General features: G+C 71.2%; 13 protein-coding genes and 1 tRNA gene. 11 read left to right on the forward strand and 3 right to left on the reverse strand.

Annotated elements, in window-relative coordinates; translation table 11 throughout:
- Positions 1-38 precede the first annotated feature (38 nt).
- Positions 39-1,001: a DUF4184 family protein gene (locus ACZ3ZE_RS00980; protein ID WP_361164257.1), complete on the forward strand. Its 963-nt coding sequence runs from the start codon at positions 39-41 to the stop codon at positions 999-1,001.
- 307 nt (positions 1,002-1,308) lie between these two features.
- Here ACZ3ZE_RS00980 and polA read toward each other — a convergent pair whose 3' ends face one another.
- Entirely contained in the window at positions 1,309-4,029 is a 2,721-nt protein-coding gene (gene polA / locus ACZ3ZE_RS00985; protein WP_442304640.1) for a DNA polymerase I, read from the reverse strand.
- A 154-nt stretch (positions 4,030-4,183) separates the two neighbouring features.
- Between polA and ACZ3ZE_RS00990 the strand changes: the two genes are divergently transcribed.
- The 9 genes from ACZ3ZE_RS00990 to ACZ3ZE_RS01030 all read left to right on the forward strand — a co-directional run bounded on the left by ACZ3ZE_RS00990 (position 4,184) and on the right by ACZ3ZE_RS01030 (position 15,348).
- Positions 4,184-6,466 (forward strand): FdhF/YdeP family oxidoreductase, encoded by a 2,283-nt coding sequence (locus ACZ3ZE_RS00990; protein WP_467256937.1) that lies wholly within the window; start codon positions 4,184-4,186, stop codon positions 6,464-6,466.
- Positions 6,467-6,868: 402 nt separating this feature from the next.
- The gene (locus ACZ3ZE_RS00995) at positions 6,869-7,810 is read left to right on the forward strand and encodes a hypothetical protein (protein ID WP_467256939.1); all 942 of its coding nucleotides are present in this window, start codon (positions 6,869-6,871) and stop codon (positions 7,808-7,810) included.
- Positions 7,811-7,923: 113 nt separating this feature from the next.
- A complete protein-coding gene (locus ACZ3ZE_RS01000; protein WP_361164249.1) occupies positions 7,924-8,427 on the forward strand; it encodes a PaaI family thioesterase in 504 nt (167 codons plus the stop codon).
- Positions 8,428-8,567: 140 nt separating this feature from the next.
- On the forward strand, positions 8,568-9,002 hold the full coding sequence (locus ACZ3ZE_RS01005; protein ID WP_361164247.1) for a hypothetical protein: 435 nt from the start codon (positions 8,568-8,570) through the stop codon (positions 9,000-9,002).
- A 439-nt stretch (positions 9,003-9,441) separates the two neighbouring features.
- A complete protein-coding gene (locus ACZ3ZE_RS01010; protein ID WP_361164245.1) occupies positions 9,442-10,677 on the forward strand; it encodes a branched-chain amino acid ABC transporter substrate-binding protein in 1,236 nt (411 codons plus the stop codon).
- 144 nt (positions 10,678-10,821) lie between these two features.
- A complete protein-coding gene (locus ACZ3ZE_RS01015; protein WP_361164243.1) occupies positions 10,822-11,754 on the forward strand; it encodes a branched-chain amino acid ABC transporter permease in 933 nt (310 codons plus the stop codon).
- Positions 11,755-11,759: 5 nt separating this feature from the next.
- Positions 11,760-13,520 (forward strand): branched-chain amino acid ABC transporter permease, encoded by a 1,761-nt coding sequence (locus ACZ3ZE_RS01020; RefSeq protein ID WP_361164241.1) that lies wholly within the window; start codon positions 11,760-11,762, stop codon positions 13,518-13,520.
- A gap of 5 nt (positions 13,521-13,525) precedes the next feature.
- Positions 13,526-14,635: an ABC transporter ATP-binding protein gene (locus tag ACZ3ZE_RS01025; RefSeq protein WP_467257494.1), complete on the forward strand. Its 1,110-nt coding sequence runs from the start codon at positions 13,526-13,528 to the stop codon at positions 14,633-14,635.
- A complete protein-coding gene (locus tag ACZ3ZE_RS01030; protein ID WP_361164239.1) occupies positions 14,632-15,348 on the forward strand; it encodes an ABC transporter ATP-binding protein in 717 nt (238 codons plus the stop codon). Before ACZ3ZE_RS01025 ends, ACZ3ZE_RS01030 begins: the two co-directional genes overlap by 4 nt.
- Positions 15,349-15,414: 66 nt before the next feature.
- Here the strand turns inward: ACZ3ZE_RS01030 and ACZ3ZE_RS01035 are convergent, their stop codons facing one another.
- Positions 15,415-16,080 carry an ANTAR domain-containing response regulator gene (locus ACZ3ZE_RS01035; protein ID WP_329419736.1) on the reverse strand — a complete coding sequence of 222 codons (666 nt, stop codon included), beginning with the start codon at positions 16,078-16,080 and terminating at the stop codon, positions 15,415-15,417.
- A gap of 124 nt (positions 16,081-16,204) precedes the next feature.
- On the opposite strand from ACZ3ZE_RS01035, the gene ACZ3ZE_RS01040 reads away from it, so the two are divergent.
- A tRNA-Leu gene (locus ACZ3ZE_RS01040) sits at positions 16,205-16,277 on the forward strand.
- 51 nt (positions 16,278-16,328) lie between these two features.
- Here the strand turns inward: ACZ3ZE_RS01040 and pyk are convergent.
- The gene (gene pyk / locus ACZ3ZE_RS01045) at positions 16,329-17,759 is read right to left on the reverse strand and encodes a pyruvate kinase (protein WP_361164235.1); all 1,431 of its coding nucleotides are present in this window, start codon (positions 17,757-17,759) and stop codon (positions 16,329-16,331) included.
- Positions 17,760-17,804 lie beyond the last annotated feature (45 nt).

The raw sequence follows: 17,804 nt of genomic DNA on the forward strand, positions 1-17,804 counted from the left end.
CTTGCATACTGGGCCGGACACCACACGAGGGGATCCCGGTGCCGTTCACACTGAGCCATGCCGCCGCCGTCCTGCCGGGCATCCGGAGCGACGGCAGAGCGCGCGGGCCCCTGGTGGCCTCGGCGCTCGTCGCGGGCTCCTTCTCCCCCGACCTGACCTACTTCGCGGCGACCGCGATCCCGGGCGCGATGCGATTCGGGAACGTCACCCACTCCCTGCTCGGGGTCGTCACGGTCGACGTCCTGATCACGGCGGCGCTGGTGGCCCTGTGGCTGATGGTGCGTGAGCCACTGCTGGGGCTGCTCCCACGCCGGTGGAGCGGCCGGGTGTACGGGTTCGTCCGGGGCCGCCCGTGGCGGGACCGGCGGCCCGCCGGGCTCGTCCTCTGGTTCGTCCTCTCGGCGGTGCTGGGGGCGACGACCCACGTGGTGTGGGACGCGTTCACCCACCTCGACCGCTGGGGCACCCGGCTGATCCCGTTCCTGGGCGAGATCGTCGGCGGCTTCCCCGTCTATCTATACGCGCAGTACGGGGGTTCGGCGCTGGCGCTGGTCCTGCTCGGCTGGTTCACCGTACGGGCACTGCGCGCCACCCCGGCCGGAGCCGAGCCGCCCGCCGGGGTCCCGGTCCTCGACAGGCGCGGGCGGCTCCTCGCGGCCACCGTGATCGGAGCGTGCGTCCTGGCCGCCACGGCCCATCGGGTGGTGCGCTTCTACGCGTACTGGGGACGGGTCGACAAGCCCCTCGACATCATCCCGACGCTCTGCTTCGGGGCGGGTTCGGGGCTGGCGCTCGGTCTGGTGCTGTACGGGGCGGGGACGCGGCTGTGGCCACCCCGCCGACCGGAGGCCGGACCGGCAGCCGGACCGGAGGCGCGGCTGGAAGTCCTGTCGGAAGCCGGGCCGGATGCCCGGGTCCAGCGCCTCCCGGAAGCGGGTCCGGGCGCCCCGGCAAGCGTGTCGGGTCGTGCGCCGGAGCGCTCCCGTCCGGGAACTCGCTGACCCCTCGCCTGGGCGGTGAAGCGGCAGTCGGCCGTCGTTCCGCCACCGAGCCGGCGGTGCACGGCGAGGGCGCCGGGCGCCGGGCGACGGCGGCGAGCGGGGTGAGCTGGTCTCGGGCGGTGGTGCGGGTGAGTCCCCCGTACTGGTCGTGGCCCAGGAGGGTGCCGGTGGCCCCGGCCTCGCGCGGCACCCGGTTCATGCGCTCCCGGTACGTGCCCAAGCCCGCCTGGCCCGGGCACGTGTCGGAACACGGGACCGGGCGGCCGGCCTCCTCGGCCGACCGCCCGGTCCCGTACCGTCCGTGCCGTCAGTGGGCGGCGGAGTCCCAGTCCGGTCCGACGCCGACCGAGACGTCCAGCGGGGCGCGCAGGTCGACGGCCTGGGACATCTGCTCGCGGACCAGGGCCTCGACCCGGTCGCGCTCGCCGGGGGCGAGCTCCAGGACGATTTCGTCGTGGACCTGGAGGAGCATCCGGGACGCGAGGCCCGACTCCGTGAGGGCGCGGTCCACGTCGAGCATGGCGACCTTCACGATGTCCGCCGCGGTGCCCTGGATGGGGGCGTTCAGCGCCATCCGCTCGGCCGCCTCACGGCGCTGGCGGTTGTCGCTGTTGAGGTCCGGGAGGTAGCGGCGACGGCCCAGCATCGTCTCCGTGTAGCCAGTGGCGCGGGCCTCGTCGACGACCCGGCGCAGGTAGTCGCGGACGCCGCCGAAGCGCTCGAAGTAGGTGTCCATCAGGCCGCGGGCCTCGCCCGGGTCGATGCCCAGCTGCTGGGAGAGGCCGAAGGCGGACAGGCCGTAGGCCAGACCGTACGACATGGCCTTGATCTTGCGGCGCATCTCCGCGTCGACGGCGGACCGCTCGACGCCGAAGACCTGCGAGGCAACCGTGGTGTGCAGGTCCTCGCCGGAGGCGAAGGCCTCGAGCAGGCCCTCGTCCTCGGAGAGGTGGGCCATCACGCGCAGCTCGATCTGGCTGTAGTCGGCGGTCATCAGGGCCTCGAAGCCCTCGCCGACGACGAAGCCGTGCCGGATGGCGCGGCCCTCGTCGGTGCGCACCGGCACGTTCTGCAGGTTGGGGTCGGTGGAGGAGAGACGGCCGGTGGCGGCGACGGTCTGGCTGAAGGTGGTGTGGATCCGGCCGTCGGCCGCGACGGTCTTGATCAGGCCTTCGACGGTCGAGCGCAGCCGGGCCTGCTCGCGGTGGCGGAGCATGATCACCGGGAGCTCGTGCTCGGTCTGGCCGGCGAGCCAGGCGAGGGCGTCGGCGTCCGTGGTGTAGCCGGTCTTGGTCTTCTTCGTCTTCGGCAGGTTGAGTTCGCCGAAGAAGACCTCCTGGAGCTGCTTGGGCGAGCCGAGGTTGAACTCGTGGCCGACGGAGGCGTGCGCCTCCTTCACGGCCTGCTGCACGGCGCCCGCGAACTGCAGCTCCAGGGCCTCCAGGTGGTCCCGGTCGGCGGCGATGCCGTGCCGCTCCAGGCGGGCGAGGAGGACGGACGTGGGCAGCTCGACGTCGTGCAGGAGCTCCCGCGCGCCGACCTCGGCGAGCCGCTCGTCGAAGGCGGCGCCGAGGTCGAGGACGGCACGGGCCTGGCTCATCAGGGCCTCGGCCTCGGCGGTGTCCTCGGCGCCGAAGGCGAGCTGGCCGTCGGCGGCGGCCGCGGGGGCGAGCTCGCGGCCCAGGTACTCGACGGAGAGCGCGTCCAGGGCGAAGGAGCGGCGGCCCGGCTTGACCAGGTAGGCGGCGAGCGCGGTGTCCATGGTGATGCCCGCGAGGCTCCAGCCGTGCTCGGGGAAGACCCGCAGGGCGCCCTTGGCGTTGTGCAGGACCTTGGGCCGCTCCGGGTCGGCGATCCACGCGGCCCACGCGCGCTCGTCGGCCTCGTCGAGCTGCGACGGGTCGAACCAGGCGGCGGCGCCGTCGGCCGCCGCGAGGGCGACCTCGGCGACGCTGCCGGTGCCGAGCGCCCAGCTGTCGACGGTGGCGACACCGAGCGGCTGGGCACCGTGCCCGTCGAGCCAGCCGGCGAGCTCGCCGGAGCCGAGGACGGTGAAGTCGAGCTCGACGCCGGCGGCGGGGGCCGGGGCGGCCTCCTCGGCGGAGCCGGGGTCGACGGCGAGGAGCCGCTCGCGCAGCGAGGGGTTGCGGATCTCCAGGGTGTCGAGGACGAGGGCGACGGCCGTGCGGTCGTACGGCTCGCGGGCCAGGTCCTGGACGCCCTTGGGCAGCTCCACGTCACGCACCATCTCGGTGAGGCGGCGGTTGAGCTTCACCGACTCCAGGTGGTCGCGGAAGTTCTGTCCGGCCTTGCCCTTGACCTCGTCGGCGCGCTCCACGAGCTCGGCGAAGGAGCCGAACTGGTTGATCCACTTGGCGGCGGTCTTCTCGCCGACGCCGGGGATGCCGGGGAGGTTGTCCGACGGGTCGCCGCGCAGGGCGGCGAAGTCCGGGTACTGGTCGGGGGTGAGTCCGTACTTCTCCTGGACCTTCTCCGGGGTGAAGCGGGTCAGCTCGGAGACGCCCTTGGTCGGGTAGAGCACGGTGGTGTGGTCGGTGACCAGCTGGAAGGAGTCCCGGTCGCCGGTGACGATCAGGACCTCGAAGCCGGCCGCCTCGGCCTGGGTGGCGAGGGTCGCGATGACGTCGTCCGCCTCGAAGCCCTCGACAGCGAAGCGGGGCGCGTGCATGGCGTCGAGGAGCTCGCCGATCAGCTCGACCTGCCCCTTGAACTCGTCGGGGGTCTTGGAGCGGTTCGCCTTGTACTCGGGGAACTCGTCCGAGCGCCAGGTCTTGCGGGACACGTCGAAGGCGACGGCGAAGTGCGTGGGCGCCTCGTCGCGGAGCGTGTTCGCGAGCATGGACGCGAATCCGTAGATCGCGTTGGTCGGCTGCCCGGTCGCGGTGGTGAAGTTCTCCGCGGGCAGCGCGAAGAACGCCCGGTACGCCAGGGAGTGCCCGTCCATGAGGAGCAGGCGCGGACGGTTCTCTTCGGTCATATCGGTCTTCTTCGCTGCTGTCTCGGCCACGGGACGATCCTGCCACGCGCCACCGACATTCCCGTCCACCGCTCGGTGGCCCGACCGGGCCTGGGCGCCTGTCGGTGGGGCGTGACAGGATCGGAGACGTACGAGAGTCGTCCCCCGGACCCGTCCGGGGGCCCACCGCTCAAGGGAGAGCGCGATGGTCAGCAAGCCGCCCGCCGGCGATCCGGTCCAGGACGCGCCGCAGGTCGCGGCGCCGCAGCACGCCGCGGCCGGTCTGCCCGCCGTCGCGCACACGCTGCGGATCGCGCAGGCGCAGATGGGTGTGCGGCGCACCGCGCAGACCCTGCTCAAGGTCAACCAGAAGGACGGCTTCGACTGTCCGGGCTGCGCCTGGCCCGAGGGCGACAAGCGGCACGTCGCGGAGTTCTGCGAGAACGGGGCGAAGGCGGTCGCCGAGGAGGCGACGCTGCGCCGGGTGACCCCGGAGTTCTTCGCCGCGCATCCGGTGGCGGACCTGGCGGCCCGCAGTGGGTACTGGCTGGGCCAGCAGGGCCGGATCACGGACCCCATGTACCTGGCGGAGGGGGCCGACCGGTACGAGGCGGTGTCCTGGGAGCGGGCCTTCGCGATCCTCGGGGAGGAGCTGACCGCGCTCTCCTCCCCCGACGAGGCGCTGTTCTACACCTCGGGGCGCACGAGCAACGAGGCCGCGTTCCTGCTCCAGCTGTTCGCCCGCGAGTTCGGCACCAACAACCTGCCTGACTGCTCCAACATGTGCCACGAGTCCTCGGGCTCGGCGCTCAACGAGACGATCGGGATCGGCAAGGGCAGCGTCTCCCTGGAGGACCTGCACCGGGCGGACCTGATCGTGGTCGCGGGGCAGAACCCGGGGACGAACCATCCGCGGATGCTGTCGGCCCTGGAGAAGGCGAAGGCCGCCGGCGCGCGGATCATCTCGGTGAACCCGCTGCCGGAGGCGGGCCTGGAGCGCTTCAAGAACCCGCAGACGCCGCAGGGCATGCTCAAGGGCGCCGCGCTCACGGATCTCTTCCTGCAGATCCGCATCGGCGGCGACCAGGCACTGTTCCGGCTGCTCAACAAACTGGTCCTGGAGACGCCGGGCGCCGTGGACGAGGAGTTCGTCGCCGCGCACACCCATGGGTACGAGGAGTTCGCCGCCGTCGCGCGAGGCGCCGACTGGGACGAGACGCTGGCGGCGACCGGCCTGTCCCGGGCGGAGATCGAGCGGGCCCTGGAGATGGTGCTCGCCTCGGAGCGGACCATCGTCTGCTGGGCGATGGGGCTCACCCAGCACAAGCACTCCGTGCCGACCATCCGCGAGGTGGTCAACTTCCTGCTGCTGCGCGGCAACATCGGCCGGCCGGGCGCCGGCGTGTGCCCGGTGCGCGGTCACTCCAACGTGCAGGGCGACCGGACGATGGGGATCTTCGAGCGCCCCTCGACGGCCTTCCTCGACGCCCTGGACAAGGAGTTCGGGATCGTCTCGCCGCGCCACCACGGCTTCGACGTGGTCCGCTCGATCGAGGCGCTGCGGGACGGCGAGGCGAAGGTGTTCTTCGCCATGGGCGGCAACTTCGTGGGCGCCACCCCGGACACCGAGGTCACCGAGGCGGCGATGCGCAAGGCCCGCCTGACGGTGCACGTGTCGACGAAGCTGAACCGCTCGCACGCGGTGACCGGCACGCGCGCGCTGATCCTGCCGACGCTGGGGCGCACCGACAAGGACGTGCAGAAGAGCGGCAAGCAGTTCGTCACGGTCGAGGACTCGATGGGCCTGGTGCACGCCTCGCGCGGCAACCTGCCGCCGGCGGGCCCGCGGCTGCTCTCCGAGCCGGCGATCGTGGCCCGGCTGGCGCGGGCCGTCCTCGGCGAGGGCTCGGCCACGCCGTGGGAGGCGTTCGAGGCGGACTACGCGACGATCCGGGACCGCATCGCCCGCGTGATCCCGGGCTTCGAGGACTTCAACGCGCGCCTGGCGGCCAACCCGGGCGGCTTCGCCCTGCCGCACGCCCCGCGCGACGAGCGGCGCTTCCCGACGGCGACCGGCAAGGCCAACTTCACGGCCGCGCCGGTCGAGTACCCGAAGGTGCCGGAGGGCCGGCTGCTGCTGCAGACGCTGCGCTCGCACGACCAGTACAACACCACGATCTACGGTCTCGACGACCGCTACCGGGGCATCACGGGCGGCCGCCGGGTGGTCATGGTGCACCCGGAGGACGCGGCGGCGCTGGGCTTCGCGGACGGGACGTACGCGGACCTGGTGAGCGAGTGGACGGACGGCAGCGAGCGCCGGGCGCCCGGCTTCCGGGTGGTCCACTATCCGACGACCCGCGGCTGCGCGGCCGCGTACTACCCGGAGACGAACGTGCTGGTGCCGCTGGAGTCCACGGCGGACATCAGCAACACCCCGGCGAGCAAGTCCGTGATCGTACGGCTGGTCGCACCGGCGGGTGACTGACCGGTTACGTGCTGCGCGGGAGGAGCGGGGATTCTGTATCCTCCACTCCCGCGCCGCGGCAGCCGGCCGACGGCCGAGGACGCCACGGGGGTCCTGTTGTCCACTCCTCCCTCCGGCGGACACCCGCCGGAGCAGCACCCGCCCGCACAGTCCCCACCCGCACCGAGCCCGCCGCAACCCCCGGTGCCGCAAGGCCCGCCGGCGCCGCAGAGCCAGCCCGTACCGCTGAGCCCTCCCGTACCGCAGAGCCCGCCGGCTCCCGCACCCCCGGTGGTCCCGCCCCCTCCCCCGCATCCGCCCACCGTCCCCGCCCCACCCGCCTTACCCGCCCCGCCCCCGCCCGAGCCGCCCGCCCCCTCCCTCAGTGCCCTCGCCCTGGAGCGGATCGCGCCGGGAAGTCCGGTGCCGTCGTCGCGGCGGGGCCGGTTGCGGGTGCTGGTCCGGGGGCTGCTGGTGATCGCCGCGGGGCTGGTGGCGACCGCGCTGCTCAGCCAGGTCGTCACCTACGTCTACGACACCGTCTTCGCCACCGACCGGGCCCGGGCCGAGGACGCCGCCCAGGACCGGCTGAACGACGAGAAGGCCCCGTTCACCGCCACGGCGGACGCCGATCTCTCGGCGCTCGACGGCGACGACTGGACGATCGTCCTCGACCGGACGCTCACCCCCGCCGAGCAGCGCGCGGTGCTGGCCGTGGAGGTCGAGGCCACCGGCTACGGCCGGAACGTCTGGCGGATCCTGGGGCCGCTCGGGGCGCGGGTCATCGGCACCACCCCGCATCTGGACGAGGGGCGGGACGGCGTCGTCTCGCCTCGGAGCGGGCCCACCACCCAGTTCCGGCTGAACCTCTTCAGCGACCGCACCTCCCAGCTGTCGGTCACCGGCATGGAGGCGGTCGACCTGCGCTGCCGCCCCTCCACGGCCCGCTTCGTGCTGCGGCACCCCGCCCAGGGCGAGGCGAGCTATCCGGGCGTCCACTTCGATCTGCGCCGGTCGGCCGCGAACCCGGTCATCACCGACGAGGGGGACGACCAGGGGCAGCGGTACTTCGACCGGCGGCGGATCGATCTCGGCGGGGGCAGCGAGCCGGGCGGGCTGCGGATCGCGGCCACGGTCGGCACCGAGACCTGCGACTGGGCGATCAGGGCCGTCTACCGCGACGCGTCCGGGGCGCGCGGCGAGCTCGTGATCCGCGACGGGGGCAAGCCGTTCCGCGCGGAGGCGCCGCCGGCCGCGCCCGACCAGTTCTACTTGGCACAGGTCGCCCCGTACCGGCTCACCCCGTGTCATGAGCCCGTGTACGCGGAAGACCGCCTCTGCCGTCTCTTCCTTCGGGGTGCATGACACAATCACCCTCACCTAAGCGTTTGCTCAGGCAGCTCAGGCAGCTCAGGAAACCAGGGCGGCCCGGGACGACGCAGCAGACCAGCCGTACGAAGACGAACGGAGCCGGACCCATGGGTGAGCAGCAGCACGTGAAGTTCCCGCAGGAGGTCATCGACGAGTACGCCTCGCTCGGCGTGGACCTGCCCGCGCTCTTCTCGGCGGGTCACCTCGGGAACCGGATGGGCGTGCAGATCCTGGAGGCCTCGGCGGACCGGGTCGTCGGCACCATGCCGGTGGAGGGCAACACCCAGCCGTACGGTCTGCTGCACGGCGGCGCCTCGGCGGTGCTCGCCGAGACGCTGGGCTCGATCGGCTCGATGCTGCACGGCGGCGTGTCCCGGATCGCCGTGGGCGTGGACCTGAACTGCACCCACCACCGCGGGGCGCGCAGTGGTCTGGTGACCGGCGTCGCGACGCCCGTGCACCGGGGCCGGTCCACCGCCACGTACGAGATCGTGATCACCGACGAGCAGGACAAGCGGGTCTGCTCGGCGCGGCTGACCTGCATGCTCAAGGAGATCGGCCCGAACGACGCGGGGAACCTGCCGGAGGCCGGACGCACCACCGGCGCCTGACGCGCGGCACACCGGGGCCCCGGGACGGACTTCCGTCCCGGGGCCCCGTCGCATTTCCAACTCCCTTTACCTCAGGGCCCCTTGCCCCCGGGCGCGGCAAGCGCTTCACTGGCGGGCGACTCACACACGAGGGGTTCCCGTTGAGGTCCACGCGCACCACGACCAGGGTGACCGCCGGCATCGCCGCGGCCCTGGCGGGCTGTGTCCTCGCCCTGTCCACCGGATGTGAGCGGGCACCCGCGGACCCGGAGCCGCGCGCGAGCTCCCCCGCGGACGTGTGCGCGAGCCTCGTGTCGTACTGGGTGAAGGAAGCACTCAAGGGCAGCAAGTGGGCCGGGCTCGACTGGGAGCAGAAGGGGCTGTCCAACGAGCAGTACGGGATCCATGACGAGGTCCTGCTCGCGGCGCGTGCCGAGGAGCGGCGGGCGGGCCGTGACGCCGCCTTCGCACTGGCCGACCGGGAGAGCCGGCGGCGCTGCGAGGAGGCCAAGGGAGCGACCGGAAGTTCGGAGAACTGGCGTCCGCCCAGCGAACAGAGAGTACCCACCGGCGGACTCAGACCCTCCTCTTCGTAACACTGCGTAACACTGGAGAAATGTCGGAGCGGAGCCCTCCGGTCAGGCCGCGCGTCCGCTGATACCGAGGCGAGTGTCCGATATCCGGAGAGGTGACAGGCTCGGTCGTCAGGAGCCAAAACCGCTCAAGCCCCTTAGCGGAACTGGGCGTTCTCAGCATGTGAACACCGCGGTACCGACCGTTGTGCCCGGCTTTGCCCACCGCCCGCACACCGTCTCCCCCCGTCGGCATAACAAGACAGTCACATCCTGACCTCGGCGCTCCCCGACCTTCCCCACCTGCGCCTAGAGTCACGGCCAGTCACCGCGCCGCCGGGCGCCCGCTCTGCACGGCACCCGCTCCACCCCGTACGGCCCGGCTTCGAAACGGCACCTCTAGCTACACAGCTTCACGGCACCGCCTCAGCTTGAGGGGGCCGCGCCAGGGAAAGGATTTTTCGTGCGACACCGTTCTTTGCTCATCCTCACCAGCGTGCTCACCACGGGAGCGCTCACCCTCACCGCCTGCGGTTCGCGCGACGAGGGCAAGGGCGGCGGCGACAACGCCGGCGGCACCACCACCGTCGTGATCGGTGTGGACGCCCCGCTCACGGGCTCGCTCTCCGCGCTGGGCCAGGGCATCAAGAACTCCGTGGACCTGGCGGCCAAGACCGCCAACAAGAACAAGGAAGTCCCCGGGATCACCTTCAAGGTGGAGGCCCTGGACGACCAGGCCGTCCCCGCCTCCGGCCAGGCCAACGCCACCAAGCTGGTCGGCAACAAGGACGTCGTGGGCGTCGTCGGCCCGCTGAACTCCGGCGTCTCCCAGCAGATGCAGGGTGTCTTCGCCGCCGCCGGCCTCGCGCAGGTCTCCCCGGCCAACACCAACCCCTCGCTCAGCCAGGGTGACAACTGGGGCAAGGGCGAGTTCAAGCGCCCCTTCCCGACCTACTTCCGTACCGCCGCCACCGACGTGGTCCAGGGCAAGTTCGCCGCCCAGTACCTCTTCAAGGACGCCGGCAAGAAGAAGGTCTTCGTCGTCGACGACAAGCAGACCTACGGCGCCGGCCTCGCCTCGATCTTCACCGACGAGTTCAAGCGTCTCGGCGGCCAGGTCGTCGGCACCGACCACGTCACCGTGAAGGAGACCGACTTCTCCTCCACCGCCGACAAGGTCAAGGCCTCCGGCGCCGACTCCGTCTACTTCGGCGGCCAGTACCCCGAGGGCGGTCTGCTCTCCGACCAGGTCAAGAAGACCGGCGCCAAGATCCCCGTCATGGGTGGCGACGGCATCTACGACCCGGCGTTCATCAGCGCCTCCGGCGAGGCCAACGACGGCGACCTGGCCACCTCGATCGGTTACCCGGTCGAGAAGCTGGACACCGCCAAGAAGTTCATCGCCGACTACAACGCCGGCGGCTACAAGGACCCGTACGCGGCCTACGGCGGCTACTCCTACGACGCCGGCTGGGCGATCATCCAGGCCGTCAAGGCCGCCGTCGCCGCCAACAACGGCAAGCTGCCGACCGACGCCCGCGCCAAGGTCACCGAGGCCCTGGGCAAGGTCTCCTTCGACGGTGTGACCGGCAAGGTCTCCTTCGACGAGTTCGGCGACACCACCAACAAGCAGCTCACGGTCTACAAGGTCGAGGGCGGCAAGTGGGTCGACGTCAAGAGCGACACCTTCAACCAGTAGTACTCCGGTCCGCCCCCGGGCCCTGAGGCCCGGGCGGCGAGACCCGCCCCCCGCAGTACCGCACACCTGAACCACACCCGCGCGAGGGCGCAAACAGCGCCCTCGCGCGGAGTCTTATCCGACACGCTCATCGGAGGCCCTGCGGTGAACGAACTGCCGCAACAGCTGGCCAACGGCCTGGCCCTCGGTGCTCTCTATGGCCTCATCGCCATCGGGTACACCATGGTCTACGGCATCGTCCAGCTCATCAACTTCGCCCACGGCGAGATCTTCATGATCGGGGGCTTCGGAGCCCTCACCACCTACACCGCTCTGCCGAGCGGAACGTCCCTGCTGGTGGCGATACCGCTCATGATCGTCGGTGGCGCGATAGCCTCCGTGGCCGTCGCCACCGCCGCCGAGCGGTTCGCCTACCGGCCGCTGCGCAGCGCGCCCCGGCTGGCCCCGCTCATCACCGCGATCGGCCTGTCCATCGCGCTCCAGCAGCTCGTCTGGCAGTTCTACCCGGACGCCAAGAAGGCCGTCAGCTTCCCCGAGTTCAAGGGTGAGGCCTTCCAGCTCCTCGACAACCTGGCGATCCAGCGCGCCGACGCCTTCGTGCTCATCCTGGCGCCGCTGTGCATGCTCGCCCTCGGCGTCTTCGTCTCCAAGAGCCGCAGCGGCCGCGCCATGCAGGCCACCGCGCAGGACCCGGACACCGCGAAGCTGATGGGCATCAACACCGACCGCATCATCGTCATGGCCTTCGCCATCGGTGCCGCGTTCGCCGCCGTCGCCGCGGTCGCCTACGGCCTCGACAAGGGCCAGATCAACTTCGAGATGGGCTTCATCCTCGGCCTCAAGGCGTTCACCGCGGCCGTCCTCGGCGGCATCGGCAACATCTACGGCGCCATGGTCGGCGGCGTGGTCCTCGGCATCGCCGAGTCCCTCTCGATCGCCTACATCGAGGACATCCCCGGCATGCAGCAGCTCGGCGGCGGTGCCTGGTCCAACGTGTGGGCCTTCGTCCTCCTCATCGTCGTCCTCCTCGTGCGGCCCCAGGGCCTGCTCGGCGAGCGCGTCGCGGACAGGGCGTGAGCGGCATGAGCGAGAACCTCACCAAGACCGAGGCTCCCGAGGCCGCGGCCCCGGCCGCCGGCAAGCCCGCCGGCCTGCTCTGGACGGTCGTCGGCGGCAGCGTCGCGACCGCCGTCAGTGCCTTCCTCGCCTGGACGTGGACCACCGACTTCCCCGGCAACCTCACGATCTACGGCAACCCCGCCCCGCTCCAGCTGCTCACCCTCGTCGGAGCCGTCCTCACCGCCGCCTACGCGCTCTCCGCGCTGGGCGTGAAGGGCCTCGGCTGGCTCACCCCGGCCGGCTCCCGCAAGGCGCTGTGGATCGTGGCCCTGGGCACCTTCGCCACCACCCTGTTCACGGCGCTCTCGATCGTCGTCGAGCTGGGCGCCCTGGTGGACCTGGAGCCCGGCGCCGGTGTCGCCGTCGTCGCCTCGGCCGTCCCGGCGCTCGCCGCGTACAAGCTGCCGGACGACACGCGCCGGCCGGCCCGCGCCAAGGCCCTCCCCTCCTGGGCCGAGGTCCTGATCATCGTCGCCGTCTTCGCCCTGGGCCTCTTCGTGGTCACCTTCGGCATCGACACCGACGACTCGGAGCCGCAGCTCTTCATCGCGTACCTGATCCTGGTCGGCTTCTCCACCACGGCTCTGGTCAAGTCCGGTCTCACCGGGCGCCTTTCGCAGATGACGGCGCGCAACCGCCAGGTGACCGTCACGGCCAGCCTGGTCATGGCGATCGCCTTCCCGTTCATCCAGCAGAGCGGCGACACGTACACGCTGATCGCGGTCAACATCCTGATCTTCGCGACCGTCGCCCTCGGCCTGAACATCGTCGTCGGTCTCGCCGGTCTGCTCGACCTCGGTTACGTCGCCTTCCTCGGCGTCGGCGCGTACACCGCGGCCCTGGTCTCCGGTGCCACCTCCTCCGCCTTCGGCGTCCAGTTCCCGTTCTGGGCCGCGGCCCTCACCGGCATGGCCGCCTCGCTGGTCTTCGGCGTCGTCATCGGCGCGCCGACCCTGCGGCTGCGCGGCGACTACCTCGCCATCGTGACCCTCGGCTTCGGAGAGATCTTCCGCATCGCCATGGGCAACCTCGACGGCACCTCCGGCCCGAAGATCACCAACGGTCCGAACGGCATCCCGAACATCCCGCAGCTGGAGTTCTTCGGCTACAACTTCGGGGAGTCCCACACCGTCCTGGGTGTCGAGCTCGGCGCGTACGCCAACTACTACCTGCTCATGATCTTCATCATGGCGCTGGTCGTGGTGGTCTTCTCCCGCGCCGGCAACAGCCGCATCGGCCGGGCCTGGGTCGCCATCCGCGAGGACGAGACCGCCGCCACCGCCATGGGCATCAACGGCTTCCGGGTCAAGCTGGTCGCCTTCGCCCTCGGCGCGGCCCTGGCCGGCCTCGCCGGCACGGTCCAGGCGCACGTCAACACCACGGTGGTGCCGGAGAACTACGTCTTCGCCGGCCCCGTGCCGCCGAACTCCGCCTTCCTGCTCGCGGCCGTCATCCTCGGCGGCATGGGCACGATCAGCGGTCCCATCGTCGGCTCCGCGCTGCTCTTCCTGATCCCGGCCAAGCTGTCCTTCCTCCAGGACTACCAGCTGCTCGGCTTCGGCATCGCCCTGATCCTGCTGATGCGCTTCCGCCCCGAGGGCCTCATCGCCAACAAGCGCGCCAAGCTGGAATTCCACGAGAACGACGAACAGCCCGACGTACCGGAGCAACGGCAGCCCGCCGACGCGGAGTCCGGTGTCGGTACGGCGAAGGCGGGGGCGTGAACGCCATGACGACCACCACCGAGACCGGCACGGAGACGCCCGAGACGGCGGCCGCCGTCCTGGAGGCGCGCGGGGTCACCATGCGCTTCGGCGGTCTGACCGCCGTCCGCGAGGTCGACCTGACCGTCCGCCAGGGCGAGATCGTCGGCCTGATCGGCCCCAACGGCGCCGGCAAGACCACCTTCTTCAACTGCCTGACCGGTCTGTACGTCCCGACCGAGGGGCAGGTCAGCTACAAGGGGACGGTCCTGCCGCCCAAGCCGCACCTGGTCACCCAGGCCGGCATCGCCCGTACCTTCCAGAACATCCGCCTCTTCTCCAACATGACGGTCCTGGAGAACGTCCTCGTCGGACGCCACACCCGGACCAAGGAGGGCCTGTGGTCCGCGCTGCTGCGCGGCCCCGGCTTCAAGCGGGCGGAGGCGGCCTCCCGTGCCCGGGCCATGGAACTCCTGGAGTTCGTGGGCCTGGCCGCCAAGGCCGAGCACCTCGCGCGCAACCTGCCGTACGGCGAGCAGCGCAAGCTGGAGATCGCCCGGGCGCTCGCCAGCGACCCCGGTCTGCTGCTGCTCGACGAGCCGACGGCCGGCATGAACCAGGCCGAGACCCGCACCACCGAGGAGCTGGTCTTCGCGATCCGCGACCTCGGCATCGCGGTCCTGGTCATCGAGCACGACATGAAGTTCATCTTCAACCTGTGCGACCGGGTGGCCGTCCTCGTCCAGGGCGAGAAGCTGGTCGAGGGCACCTCCGAGGTCGTCCAGGGCGACGAGCGGGTCGTCGCCGCGTACCTGGGCACGCCCTTCGAGGGCGCGCCCGGCGCGGAGGAGGCCGCCGAGGTCGAGGCCGCCGAAGCCGCGGCCGAGGCTGCGTCGGAGCCAGAGCCGGAGCCGCAGGCGGAGTCGGAGCCGGAGTCGGAGGGCGAGGCCGAGGAGGCTTCGGACGCCGGGACCGAGTCGGACGCCGAGGAGGCCTCGGACGACGAGGCCACCGAGACCGCCGAGACCGCCGAGGAGGCTTCGGGCGACGAGGCCGCCGAGGGCGACGCCCCCGCCCCGGCCGGGACCCCCGCGTCGGAGGACGCGGACAGCACCACCGAAGGAGACTCCAAGTGACCGCGCTTCTGGAGGTCGAGGACCTCAGGGTCGCCTACGGCAAGATCGAGGCCGTCAAGGGCATCTCCTTCTCCGTCGAGGCGGGCCAGGTCGTTGCCCTGATCGGCACCAACGGCGCCGGCAAGACCACGACGCTGCGTACGCTGTCCGGTCTGCTCAAGCCCTCCGGCGGCACGATCACCTTCGACGGCAAGCCGCTCAACGGCATCCCGGCCCACAAGGTGGTCTCGCTGGGCCTCGCCCACTCCCCCGAGGGGCGGCACATCTTCCCCCGGCTGAGCATCGCCGAGAACCTCCAGCTGGGCGCGTTCCTGCGCAGCGACAAGGACGGCATCGAGCGGGACATCCAGAAGGCCTACGACCTCTTCCCGATCCTGGGCGAGCGTCGCAAGCAGGCCGCGGGCACCCTCTCCGGCGGTGAGCAGCAGATGCTGGCGATGGGCCGGGCGCTGATGTCCCAGCCGAAGCTGCTGATGCTGGACGAGCCCTCGATGGGCCTCTCCCCGATCATGATGCAGAAGATCATGGAGACCATCGCGGCGCTGAAGGCCGAGGGCATGACGATCCTGCTCATCGAGCAGAACGCGCAGGCCGCGCTCTCCCTCGCGGACTACGGGTACGTGATGGAGGTCGGCACGGTGAAGCTGTCCGGCACCGGCCCCGACCTGCTCGTCAACGACGACGTGCGCAAGACGTACCTCGGCGAGGAGTAGGCACCACGGACGAAGGCCCGCCCCACGGCGACGTGGGGCGGGCCTTCCTCGCGTGTACGGGGCGGACTACTGCTCCTTGGCCTTCGCGGCCTTCTTCTCCTCGGCGTCCTCGATGACCGCCTCGGCGACCTGCTGCATCGACATGCGGCGGTCCATGGAGGTCTTCTGGATCCAGCGGAAGGCGGCCGGCTCGGTGAGCCCGTACTGGGTCTGGAGGATCGACTTGGCACGGTCGACCAGCTTGCGGGTCTCCAGGCGCTGGGAGAGGTCGGCGACCTCCTGCTCCAGGGCGCGCAGCTCGGCGAAACGGGAGACGGCCATCTCGATGGCCGGCACGACGTCGCTCTTGCTGAACGGCTTGACCAGGTACGCCATGGCGCCGGCGTCGCGGGCGCGCTCGACGAGCTCGCGCTGGGAGAAGGCGGTGAGCATGAGGACCGGGGCGATGGACTCGCCGGCGATCTTCTCGGCCGCGGAGATGCCGTCGAGGACGGGCATCTTCACATCGAGGATGACGAGGTCGGGGCGGTGCTCGCGGGCGAGCTCGACGGCCGTGGCGCCGTCACCGGCCTCGCCGACGACGGTGTAGCCCTCCTCTTCCAGCATTTCCTTGAGGTCCATGCGGATGAGGGCCTCGTCCTCGGCGATGACGACGCGGGTCGTCAGCGGCGGGACGTGCGACGTGTCGGCGTCGTCGTCGGCGGCGGGCTGGGGCGACTCGGGGGCGGTCACGCGGGCTCCTCGTTCAAGGCCTCGTTCGCAGGGTCATCGAGGCGGATACAGCTCCCCATGAGCCTACCCACCTCCTGTAAGGTAGGGGCACGGCGGGTGACCGCCTCCCTTCGTTTCGAAGGATGCCCCGGTAGCCCAGCGGCAGAGGCAATGGTCTCAAACACCATCTAGCGTGGGTTCGAATCCCACCCGGGGTACATTAACGCGATTTCCAAGGTCACGCCCCGACTGCGGCTTCCGGGGGACCTTCATTCCGCCGGGGGCTCCCCGATGTGGTGGACCCGGACCAGGTTGGTCGAGCCGGCCACACCGGGCGGAGAACCGGCCGTGATGACCACGATGTCCCCCTTCTCGCAGCGCCCGATCCGCAGCAGCTCCTCGTCGACCTGCGCCACCATCGCGTCGGTGGAGTCGACGTGCGGGCCGAGGAAGGCCTCGACGCCCCAGGTGAGGTTGAGCTGGGAGCGGGTCGCCGGGTCGGGCGTGAAGGCCAGCAGCGGGATCGGCGAGCGGTAGCGGGAGAGCCGCTTCACGGTGTCGCCGGACTGGGTGAACGCGACCAGGAACCGGGCCCCGAGGAAGTCCCCGATCTCGGCGGCGGCCCGGGCCACCGCGCCGGCCTGGGTGCGGGGCTTGCTGCGCTCGGTCAGCGGCGGCAGCCCCTTGGCGAGGACGTCCTCCTCGGCGGCCTCGACGATCCGGCTCATCGTGCGCACGGTCTCGACCGGGTACTTGCCGACGCTGGTCTCGCCGGAGAGCATCACGGCGTCGGTGCCGTCGATGACGGCGTTGGCGACGTCGGAGGCCTCGGCGCGGGTCGGCCGGGAGTTGTCGATCATCGAGTCGAGCATCTGGGTGGCGACGATGACCGGCTTGGCGTTCCGCTTGGCCAGCTTGACGGCCCGCTTCTGGACGATCGGCACCTGCTCCAGGGGCATCTCCACGCCCAGGTCGCCACGGGCGACCATGATGCCGTCGAAGGCGGCGACGATGTCCTCGATGTTCTCGACGGCCTGCGGCTTCTCGATCTTGGCGATGACCGGGACCCGGCGGTCCTCCTCGTCCATGATGCGGTGGACCTCCTCGATGTCCCGGCCGCTGCGGACGAAGGAGAGGGCGATGACGTCGGCGCCGACGCGCAGGGCCCAGCGCAGGTCCTCGACGTCCTTCTCGGAGAGGGCGGGGACGGAGACCGCGACCCCGGGCAGGTTGAGGCCCTTGTTGTCGGAGACCATGCCGCCCTCGACGACCCGGGTGTGGACCCGGGGTCCGTCGACGGAGACGACCTCCAGGGTGACCCGGCCGTCGTCGACGAGGATGCGCTCACCGGCGGTGACGTCCTCGGCGAGGCCCGCGTAGGTGGTGCCGCAGCAGTGGCGGTCGCCCTCCATCGGCTCGACGGTGATGGTGAACTCGTCACCGCGTTCAAGCAGTACGGGGCCTTCACGGAATCGGCCGAGACGAATCTTCGGGCCTTGAAGGTCGGCGAGGACGCCGACGCTGCGGCCGGTCTCCTCGGAGGCCTTGCGAACGCGCTGGTAGCGCTCCTCGTGCTCGACATAGGAGCCGTGGCTGAGGTTGAGACGGGCCACGTCCATCCCGGCTTCGACCAACGCCTTGATCTGGTCGTATGTTTCGGTGGCGGGCCCAAGGGTACAAACGATTTTTGCTCGGCGCATGAGGCGAGCCTAGGGCTTACCGGCGGGTAGCGAATGGGCCGGGCA

This window comes from Streptomyces sp. NPDC023157, assembly GCF_055560575.1.

Excerpts from the sequence above, each read along its gene's own strand:
- ACZ3ZE_RS01025 (WP_467257494.1), top strand. The coding sequence starts at position 13,526 with ATGACGACCACCACCGAGACCGGCACGGAGACGCCCGAGACGGCGGCC.
- ACZ3ZE_RS01000 (WP_361164249.1), top strand. The coding sequence starts at position 7,924 with ATGGGTGAGCAGCAGCACGTGAAGTTCCCGCAGGAGGTCATCGACGAG.
- ACZ3ZE_RS00990 (WP_467256937.1), top strand. The coding sequence starts at position 4,184 with ATGGTCAGCAAGCCGCCCGCCGGCGATCCGGTCCAGGACGCGCCGCAG.
- ACZ3ZE_RS01020 (WP_361164241.1), top strand. The coding sequence starts at position 11,760 with ATGAGCGAGAACCTCACCAAGACCGAGGCTCCCGAGGCCGCGGCCCCG.
- pyk (WP_361164235.1), bottom strand. The coding sequence starts at position 17,759 with ATGCGCCGAGCAAAAATCGTTTGTACCCTTGGGCCCGCCACCGAAACA.